Annotated in this window: 8 protein-coding genes and 4 tRNA genes; all 12 read right to left on the minus strand. The window is 62.5% G+C overall.

Annotated features, from left to right (window positions below; translation table 11 throughout):
• A partial coding sequence (locus R3280_RS14510; RefSeq protein WP_318999339.1) for a GTP-binding protein occupies positions 1 to 157 on the minus strand: 157 nt, incomplete at its 3' end.
• Between the two features lie 52 nt (positions 158 to 209).
• Positions 210 to 285, minus strand: a tRNA-Thr gene (locus R3280_RS14515).
• A 20-nt stretch (positions 286 to 305) separates the two neighbouring features.
• Positions 306 to 380 (minus strand) — tRNA-Gly (locus tag R3280_RS14520).
• 13 nt (positions 381 to 393) lie between these two features.
• Positions 394 to 477, minus strand: a tRNA-Tyr gene (locus tag R3280_RS14525).
• A 43-nt stretch (positions 478 to 520) separates the two neighbouring features.
• Positions 521 to 596, minus strand: a tRNA-Thr gene (locus tag R3280_RS14530).
• Positions 597 to 627: 31 nt separating this feature from the next.
• Entirely contained in the window at positions 628 to 1,377 is a 750-nt protein-coding gene (locus tag R3280_RS14535; RefSeq protein ID WP_318999332.1) for a hypothetical protein, read from the minus strand.
• Positions 1,378 to 1,409: 32 nt separating this feature from the next.
• A complete protein-coding gene (locus R3280_RS14540; RefSeq protein WP_318999333.1) occupies positions 1,410 to 2,141 on the minus strand; it encodes a type III pantothenate kinase in 732 nt (243 codons plus the stop codon).
• Complete coding sequence (locus R3280_RS14545) at positions 2,138 to 3,112, minus strand: biotin--[acetyl-CoA-carboxylase] ligase (protein WP_318999334.1); 975 nt, start codon at positions 3,110 to 3,112, stop codon at positions 2,138 to 2,140. Before R3280_RS14545 ends, R3280_RS14540 begins: the two co-directional genes overlap by 4 nt.
• Before the next feature lie 128 nt (positions 3,113 to 3,240).
• Positions 3,241 to 5,640, minus strand: a complete 2,400-nt coding sequence (locus R3280_RS14550; protein ID WP_318999335.1) for a DUF6160 family protein — start codon at positions 5,638 to 5,640, stop codon at positions 3,241 to 3,243.
• 17 nt (positions 5,641 to 5,657) lie between these two features.
• Positions 5,658 to 6,200 carry a hypothetical protein gene (locus R3280_RS14555; RefSeq protein ID WP_318999336.1) on the minus strand — a complete coding sequence of 181 codons (543 nt, stop codon included), beginning with the start codon at positions 6,198 to 6,200 and terminating at the stop codon, positions 5,658 to 5,660.
• Positions 6,197 to 7,264 (minus strand): hypothetical protein, encoded by a 1,068-nt coding sequence (locus R3280_RS14560; protein ID WP_318999337.1) that lies wholly within the window; start codon positions 7,262 to 7,264, stop codon positions 6,197 to 6,199. Before R3280_RS14560 ends, R3280_RS14555 begins: the two co-directional genes overlap by 4 nt.
• 2 nt (positions 7,265 to 7,266) lie before the next feature.
• Positions 7,267 to 8,469 (minus strand): DUF6160 family protein, encoded by a 1,203-nt coding sequence (locus R3280_RS14565; protein WP_413468787.1) that lies wholly within the window; start codon positions 8,467 to 8,469, stop codon positions 7,267 to 7,269.
• Between the last annotated feature and the right edge of the window lie 547 nt (positions 8,470 to 9,016).

The raw sequence follows: 9,016 nt of genomic DNA on the forward strand, positions 1-9,016 counted from the left end.
CCTTGGTGATGTCGGCGTAGGAGATGGGCTTGGCCAAGCCCTTCTTGCTCTGGACCTCCACAATGGCCGCCGTCAACGTCGACTTGCCATGGTCGACGTGGCCGATCGTGCCGACATTGACGTGCGGTTTATTACGTTCAAATTTTTCTTTGGACATTCGACCAATCTCCCTAATCAACCAAAGACCGAAACGTTGACCGGACAAATAGTGGAGCTCATGACCGGAATTGAACCGGTGACCTCATCCTTACCAAGGATGTGCTCTACCGACTGAGCTACATGAGCATTAAACCTGTACTGCAATCTGGAGCGGGCAGCGGGAATCGAACCCGCGTCATCAGCTTGGAAGGCTGAGGTAATAGCCACTATACGATGCCCGCAAAAGCAATAAAGTGGTGGAGGGGGCAGGATTCGAACCTGCGAAGCTTGCGCGTCAGATTTACAGTCTGATCCCTTTGGCCACTCGGGAACCCCTCCAAAACAGATTCACTGCACGAGAACCTGCCTCAAAACCTAAAAATGGAGCTGGCGGACGGAATCGAACCCCCGACCTGCTGATTACAAGTCAGCTGCTCTACCAACTGAGCTACGCCAGCCCACATTCGCCTCTTCAGCGAGGGCGGTATACTACGGATTTTTCTGAGGCGTTGCAACACCTTCGCAGCGACTCTTTACCACCGATTCAAATTCGCTTTCGAGGCGTTCCAGCGCCGCCAAATCCCTGTTTTCGGGGCCTTTGGCGGTGGCCTCAAAAAAGAGCGCGTATCTTATCTGATTTCGGGGGAAGCTTGCCAGTATTGCTTCCAATCCCTGTGACTGTCTTTGGCTCAAAACGTTCTCCGCCGCCCGCCTTGATTCGAACAGGCCCAGGGAAATGGCGTTTTCCTGCGGGCCCTCAGTCACCAGGTAGGCGTCGATACCGCGGGCCCGAACCTCCTGGAAGCGCTCGTAGGCTGCCGCCCTGCTCTCGGCCGGTGGCAGCAGCACCCAATGGAACGACGGCAGTGGCCGGCTGATTTCCACGACTTCGGCTGTCGCCGGTATCCGTTCCTGGTCTTCCCGCGCCGCCAGGGCCTGCTCCGGCGTGTCGAACCAGCCAACCTGCAGGCAGAGCGGAGGGACCTGATCGGCTTGCGCCCCGCTCGACACGTCCGCTCCCGGTTCGGGCTCATCATCGGCGACCTCGTCCCGGGACGCCAATACAGGATTGAAAGGTGGGCCAGAAGCCTGACCGGAGGCCGACGAGTCGGTGCTGACCGGCTCCGCCGGCCCTGCCACCTGAAGGTCCGATACCCGGGGCAGGCGTCCGCTGCCCGCGTCGGCCGAGCCCTGCGGCCGCAGCAGATCGGCGCCGAACCAGAGGCCGATATTGGCCACCAGAAAAGCCAGCGCCAGGGTCTTGAGCAGTCTCACGGGTGGCTCTCGGCATCGATGGCGGCCAGCCCCTCAAACACCAGGTCCGGTCGCAACTCCGCCTTGAGACCCAGGGCCTGCAGTTCCGGGGCGTCACCGCCGGTGAGCAAGACCCGGCCGATAGCGAGACGCTCACAGTCGGCCTCGACGCGGGACACCAGACCCTGCCACAACCAGTGCAGGCCATGGTGGACACACTCGGTGGTGGAGCGGCCCGGCAGCAGGGAACCGGCATGGCTGTCGGCAAAGCCGATCCGCGCCGCGTCCTGACGAAGACTGCGCAACATCATGCCCCGCCCCGGAAGGATGTAGCCCCCCAGGTGCTGGCCGCCGGCATCCACCAGGTCCACCGTCAGGGCACTGCCGGCATCCAGTACCGCAACCGCCTCGCCATAACGCCGCCAGGCCGCGTACAGCCCGTGCCAGCGATCCGCCCCCATGGTGTGGGGCTGTTCATAGGCGCAGGTCAGGCCGCCTCGGGCAGGCTCCGTCCAGTACCAGGACACAGGCGCCGGGGTCAGGGCCTTGAGCCGCGCTGCCAGGGTCTCGCAGGCGGTCTCGGAAGCCACCGTGGACACGGCGACGCGGGTCAGGGCGCCCAGATGAGGGCTGGCGCCCTGGAACAGGTCCGCACCGGCCAGGTCGCCACCACCCCGGGCCAGGCAGGTCTCGCCCCTGACCAGCTGCCATTTGAGCCGGGTATTGCCGGCATCGATCAGTAATCTCATGACACCACACGCATGCTTATCTCCCCGGCGCGAACGGTCTGCAGGCCCTGGTCGGTCCGGATCCGGTAATGGCCGGCCTCGTCAATGCCGCAACCAAGACCCCGGAGGTCGCCCTGTACCGCCACCAGGTCACGATCCATGAACACATCCCGCTGCTGCCAGCGCGCCCGGAAGGGCGCAAAACCCTCCCGCTCGAACCGGTCCACGGCATTCAGGACCGAGGCCACCAGTGCGGCCGCCAACTGATTGCGGCGCCAGCGCCGGCCCTCACCGACCCGGGCGAGACTGGTCCAGGCCTGGTCCACCCCCGGTGCCTGCTGCATATGCACGTTCAGACCGATACCGGCGACCACCTGGGCAGCGCCTTCCAGCTCGCCCTGAAGTTCGATCAGGATGCCGGCGAGCTTTTCTCCACTGACCTGCAGATCGTTGGGCCACTTCAGGCTGACATCCGGCACGCCAAGGGCCTCCAGAGCATCGGCGATCGCCACGCCAATCACCAGGCTGAGCCCCTCCAGGGCGGCAAAACCGCCCCGCAGGGTCAAGCCCAGGCTCAGATAGAGGTTTTCCCCGGCCGGGCTCTGCCATGGCCGCCCGCGACGGCCCCGGCCGGCGGTCTGGGTATCGGCGATGCACACCAGGGTGGCGGCCTCATTGCCGCTGGCGGCAGTTGCCCGCTGCCGGGCCACCTCGGCGTTGGTGGAGTCAAGTGTCTCAAACACCTGGATATCCACCGGGCGAGCCAGGTCGGGTGGCAGGCCGGCGAAAATACCGGCAGGGTCCAGAAGGTCCACCCGGTCAAGCAGCCGATAACCGCGGCCCTTGAGGGTCTCGATGTCGTACCCCTTGTCCTGGGCCCGGCGCACCTGCTTCCAGACGGCGGTGCGACTGACCCCCAGGCGGGCAGCGAGAGAGGCACCGGAATGGATCTGGCCGTCGGCCAGAAGCTGAATCAAAGCCTGTGTTGTCATGGCAGCGGGCCTGGCTGAAAGTTCCAGAAGATTGCGGGCGATACCGGCGGATTAAACACCAGCAGGCCACAAAAGACAAAGGCGCCGGGACCAGGCCCGGCGCAGGCGTCATAGGCGAGCCTCAGGGCTCAGGGGATGGGGGTTGCGGTGAGATTGGCCTTGATGTCGAAGTTTTGCAGCTTGACCCCGTAAATGGCGGTCTGGGCGCCACCGGTTGGATGCACCAGGTCCACGTTGTTGATGGACAGCTCCTTGAACTGGGAGCGGGCCTGCACCGCAAATCCCAGCGGGCGGTTCTCCAGGTCGCCGGCCGTGGGAGCGGTCACATACCGGTAGCCGGCGGCGGCAGAGGCATCCATGATCTTTTCATCGCCGCGGCTGCCCACCACCCCGGCGGCATCGGCACCGTCCTGCTTTTTCACCACCTTGGTCTGGTAGACGTCCACCGAGATATCGGTGCGGATGCCGAAGGTATTGTCGTCGATGCCGTCGCCGTCAAAATCGCCGCCGTCGCTGGTGTGTATATCGTTCAGCACCAGCTGGGTACCGGTTCCGTTCACCGGCTGGCCATCCGGACCCAGGGCCCGGTTGGTTTCCCAGATAAAGGCATTGCGCCGGGTCTCACTGATGGCCTTGGCAAAGATCTGCTTGAGACGGATGGTGATGCCCTCATCGCCTCGGGCCTCCCAGATGCCTCCGGAAGCGGAACAGCTGGCCGAATCCGCCCCGGAGCCGCCGACACAGACATCACCGGCGCCTCCGGGTGATATGGTCATGGAACTGCCGGTCTCGTAGTTCTGCACCACAAAGCGGCCGAAACTGCCGCCGGTTTCCTTGTCACCGATCCGCAGGTTGCCGATGTCCATGGTGCTCCAGGCTTCACCCTTGATAATGGCAAAGCCCTCATCTGTCACATCGACGGTCATGTCCCGAACGTGAATGTCATAGTTCAGGTCACTGGCCCAAAGCCCTTTCTGGGCCACCTCGCCAGCGCCCTCATCGTAGGGCGCGGCGATCAGGGCCGCACGACCCTTGGTGATCTGGATGTCCGAGTTGATGGTCAGGCCCTCGCCGGTGGCACCGCCCGCCCCCAACGTCACGTGGCCATCCACCTCGAACTCATAGGCCGGGTAGATCCCCAGGGCCAGCAGCAATTCGGTACCGCCCTGCAGCGGGGCATCCTCTTCCCCCACCCGCAGGCCATTGAGCCGGTAGCCTGCCTCCAGCCCTTCAAAGCCAAGCCGCAAGCCATCGAAGAACTCGGTGCCCCCCTGGACACCGGCCCGGGTAACATCGACCGTGACATCGCCCTGGCCCCAGGACTGCAGGCCGCTGAAAATAACCCGGTTGCCGTCTTCGGTGTAGCTGAAATCAGCCAGCTGCAGACTCCACTGGGTGGCCATGCGCAACCCCTGCGGGCCGGCGTCGGCATTACCGCCGCCCTGCAGGTAAACCGCGTTGGTGTAGTTCCGCCCGTTAAACATACGGTCCTGGAACAGGAAACTGACGTTAAGCGCGCCCAGGCTTTTGCCGTTACCACCCATTTCGATGCGGCCAATATCAATATCCCCGGCGAGACTGCCGAGCGTGAGCCCCAGGGCATCCCGCCCCTGCCAGTCCTGGGTTACGTCCAGTCGGAGGTCGTTGATCTGATACGAGCCGGTGATATCCCGGAACGCCAGGGCATTGCCATCGTCACTGTAGAGAAAGTTGGCGCTGTTGATGGTGGTGCTGGAGTCGATCCGCAGACCCTCCACACCTTCCCGGCCGCCGGCCCGGATCTCGGTGTCGGAGGACAGGTCGAAATCACCACTGAGGCTGCCGTAACTCGCCAGGGCGAGGCCGGTGGCGGCATCGGTGGAGCGGCCATGATTGAGCGGATTGTCACTGTAGCGAATGGCGCCCACATTGTAGGAGCCGATCACCGAGGGCGCGCTCAGTAGCAGGGCGTCGCCGCTCAGATCCAGGGTCATGCCCAGCGCGGCCACATCCATCGTAATGTCGTCCAGAAACACTTCATTGCCGTTGGTGCGGTAACCGAGCCGGCCGCCGGTCATGGTGTAGGCGGAGTCGAAGGTATAGCCGTCGCCACCGAGGGCGCCACCGGGGCTCAGGCGCAGGGTTCCGGTCAGGGTATGATCGAAGAACACACCGCCCATACTCAGGCCGGGAGCGCCGGCGAGCCGGATATCACCGAATTCGACCCGGCGGTCTTCCACCAGGTAGTCCAGGTTAAGGCTGGCGTCGGCGGCAATATCCATTTTCACCCGGTGGTAAGCAGGGGCCGCCGGATCGGACGCCGAGCCCACCCGGAAATCTTCCAGGTGGATACCCTGGCCGTCGTCGAAGTAGGAAATCCGGTGGGCATCCACCTTCAGGTCGAGCTCCATGGTGATCCCGCTTTGCCCGCTGATATCCGCCATGGCGGATTCGTCCAGGCTCTGCATATCGGCGACCACGGGCGCTGCCAGCACCAGGGCGGCACCGGCCGTCAGCCAATACCGAAGCCGGGCGAGGTCTTGGGTCATGACAGGCCTCCTTGGCATCATGGATTCCCCGTCGGGAATACCAGCAGGTTGCCTTCCAGCATCACGTCTCCCTGCATCTCCACAGAGAGGATGTCGGTTTGCTGGAAGCCCGGGTCGGTGGGCCTGGCAGTGCTGCTGGCGGCGATCTTGAATTGCACCGAGTCATAGCGGACGATGTTCGGCAGCCCCACTTCCAGCACATCCTGGTTGAACAGGGCGCCGTCACCGCCGAAACCGTCCTCCACCTTGCGCACCCGCAGGGTCAGACCCTCGAACGAGAACTTGCCGCGAATGTCGTCCAATACCATCCAGCCGCCGGTTTCCTTGACCCGATAGGCCAGCCGGGCACCGCACTTCTTGGTGGTATCGCTGCAGCTGCCAAAGTAACTGTTCTGGATCGGCCCGCCCAGTTCGTTGATGCTGATATCCCCGGACAGGTAGATACCACCCTGGCCGGAAACCGCTGCCAGGTCCCCGTCGTTCAGACGAGACAGCTCCGCGGTGACCGGGGTCGTGGCTATCAGTGCTGTCAGGGCGAGAAGGCGCGCAGAAACCATCATGGTGCCAGATCCCTTGTCTGTATCTTGAGATGCTGGATCAGCATGCCCTCCACCCGGGCCGAGCCGAAGTTCCGGTCTCCCACCGAAAGGTTGCCGATCGACAGATTGCTTCGGTAATCCGGGTTGGTGTAGTAATCCTCGTAGAAGTCCCAGCGCTCGGCGTTGCTACTGCTGCGCAGACCGTCCTCGCCGATTTCCCCGGTCTGGGGCCGCCGGATGGCTGCCACTTCCACTACAAAGTTGCCGGTGCCGTCCACATCGAAGAACATCGGCTGGAGCTGGTTGCCCAGCGCCAGTTCCAGGGCAAAGTTCTGCATCAGGATGCGGGAGCCACAATTGGAGCCATCCTGTTCGCAGGCATTGATGGACAGCTCCGGGGTATAGAAATTGAGCTTGAACTGACCCACCATCTGGCGCCGGTTGTTGTCGCCCCAGAGCCGGAGGTAGCTGCCGTCGATAACGGCGCTCCTGGCGTGAATATTGATATTGGCTGAGCGGTCGTCGCCGACAGCTACATTCATTTGCAGCCCCACGTCAGGCCGCTCGCCGTTGGCATAGTCCACACTGGCGGGACGGCTGGCGCAGGTCCCCGAGCCGGCCACCGCGGTCGCGCTCATACAGTCAAAGCCTACCGAGGGATCCAGCATGCGGGGGGCGGCAATCTCCAGCACGGCCTTGTCCGGCACACCGATGGTGTTACCGTCCACCACGTCGATTGAAAAAGGGTTCACCAAGCGGCCCAGGTTCACCGGCCCCAGGGTCTCGCCGTAGTTGCTGCCGGAGCCGGCAATGTAGAGCTTGTTGACCACGATCTCCACGTCCCGGCCATCGGTGCTTTTCAGCCCGCCAATTTTGAAGATCCGGCCATTCTCCACATCGGTCCCGTGGGCGAACTTGAAGTTCTCCAGCACCAGGCCAATGCCGGCACCATCCACCTCTGACAGCTCGGTCTCCGACAGGCTCTGGAGCTCGGCCCTGGCCTGGCCGGCCCCCACTAGCAATGCCAGCAGGCAAGCTCGCGGGACTCGGCCCAGGGGTGCCGCCTTGAGCGCTTTCCTATCCATCCTTAGAACAGCCCCCGGCCACGGTCGATGTATTCGGTCCGGTAACGCTGGACCCCGTTCAGTGCTTCGTTCAGATTCACTTCGGTAGCGCCATTGGGAATGTTGAAGAAGGCGCCGGCGGTAGTCCGGATAAAATCGGACGCCTCCGGATCGATTTTGCGAACATCTTTGAGCCAATCCAGGTCCTTGGTCTGGAACGAGATGAAGGCTCCGCTTTCCGGGCCGACAATACGGCGCTCTCCGTTGACCTCTTCCAGCTGCCCGATGGGGAAGCTGTTGTAGATATCCAGGTCGAAGCAGGAGTCGATCCCCAGCACCAGGCAATCCTGGGCGTAGACGTAGATGTCACCTCCGGGGCAGTTGAAGAACGAGCAATCCGGCACTTCGATCTCGGAGCTCGATCCCCAGCCGATCAGGTTCTTCACTGACCAGCGGGTAAAGCCGCTGGCGCCTTCCAGCACGAAGCGCTCACCGTTCGGAATACCGATGTACTCGGCCCGGATGGGGTCGCGCTCACCAATGTTGGGGTCGCCCTCGGCGCCATACACCAGTTCTGCTTTGGTCTCGAGCGGGCTGCCGCTTTCCAGCAGGGGCGTAAGCAACACAATGAGCTGATCAAAAAAGTTGCCGTTGGAGTCGGCGTTGCTGAGACCTTCGCCACGGTCGATGATGTCGATATTGACGTTGCCGGTCAGGGTCTCGATCTTGCCGGAGAGAATACCCATGGCATCACCGAACCCGAGACGGAAGCCGGTCACCTCATCCGTGGCCTCGTCATAGGCGAATTCGAAGAAAGGGTCCTTGATGTTGAAGGGCACGATTTCGTTCTCGGCGTAGGCACTGCCGTCTGTCTTGCGCTGACGGGGTGCTTCCGGATTGTCGCGGAAATAGGCCTGGTTATTGATGTAGCCGAGAGCAAAGTCCTCGATGTAGACATCAGAGGAACCCGGCTTTTCGCCCTCGCGGTCGTATCGCCCCATCTCCAGGACATCCACGTTGGTCTGGATGTCTATATCCATGCCGAGGTTCACTCGGGTGTAAGAGGTCTGATTGCTCACATCGGGGTGATACTGGCGGTCGATGGCGATGAACGCCTGGCCTGTCACGTCGGACATGACCTCATCGGAAATCGGACGCAGTTCAGCAGAGACGCTGACAGACAGCGCCAATAGCAAGGCTGGAGTAAGGCAGATTTTTCTAGCCATGATGACATCCCACTCTTTGCTGCGCTTCCGTGCCACAGCTTTGTATTTGTTGAGCGTCGATGAGCGTCTCTGGGGCTGGCGTCTTTTGGGTTCTGGCCAGTTCGTAACCAAGCTTAACGCGGTTTACAAAATGTCACTGTGCGCGGTGTCATAGATTGGGAAATCAGGGGATTGTTGGACAATACTGGGGAGGAGTGAGATGTGCTTTGCGCTGGTATGACCTACTATGCTCGCACCTGTCGGTGCTCGGCCCTTCGGGCCCGCCGTCGCTGCGCTCCCGCGTCCTGCGGCGTGCATGGCACGCCTTGTCACATGGGGCTGGAGGAGTCCAAAGGCAGCGCGTTGCGCTGCAACGATGACCCGGGGCACCCCGAGACGGGGCGCCCGTCCTTACCTGAGCGAGCCGCGCTTTGGAGTTAGCCGCGGCCAGCGCTTTGCGCTGGTATGACCTACTTTGCTCGCACCTGTCGGTGCTCGGCCCTTCGGGCCCGCCGTCGCTGCGCTCCCGCGTCCTGCGGCGTGCATGGCACGCCTTGTCACATGGGGC

The organism is Marinobacter sp., assembly GCF_033722195.1.
GTDB lineage: Bacteria > Pseudomonadota > Gammaproteobacteria > Pseudomonadales > Oleiphilaceae > Marinobacter.

What these genes read in the sequence shown, in the direction of transcription:
- R3280_RS14540 (WP_318999333.1), bottom strand. Translation starts at nt 2,141, where the DNA reads ATGAGATTACTGATCGATGCCGGCAATACCCGGCTCAAATGGCAGCTG.
- R3280_RS14545 (WP_318999334.1), bottom strand. Translation starts at nt 3,112, where the DNA reads ATGACAACACAGGCTTTGATTCAGCTTCTGGCCGACGGCCAGATCCAT.
- R3280_RS14550 (WP_318999335.1), bottom strand. Translation starts at nt 5,640, where the DNA reads ATGACCCAAGACCTCGCCCGGCTTCGGTATTGGCTGACGGCCGGTGCC.
- R3280_RS14555 (WP_318999336.1), bottom strand. Translation starts at nt 6,200, where the DNA reads ATGATGGTTTCTGCGCGCCTTCTCGCCCTGACAGCACTGATAGCCACG.
- R3280_RS14560 (WP_318999337.1), bottom strand. Translation starts at nt 7,264, where the DNA reads ATGGATAGGAAAGCGCTCAAGGCGGCACCCCTGGGCCGAGTCCCGCGA.
- R3280_RS14565 (WP_413468787.1), bottom strand. Translation starts at nt 8,469, where the DNA reads ATGGCTAGAAAAATCTGCCTTACTCCAGCCTTGCTATTGGCGCTGTCT.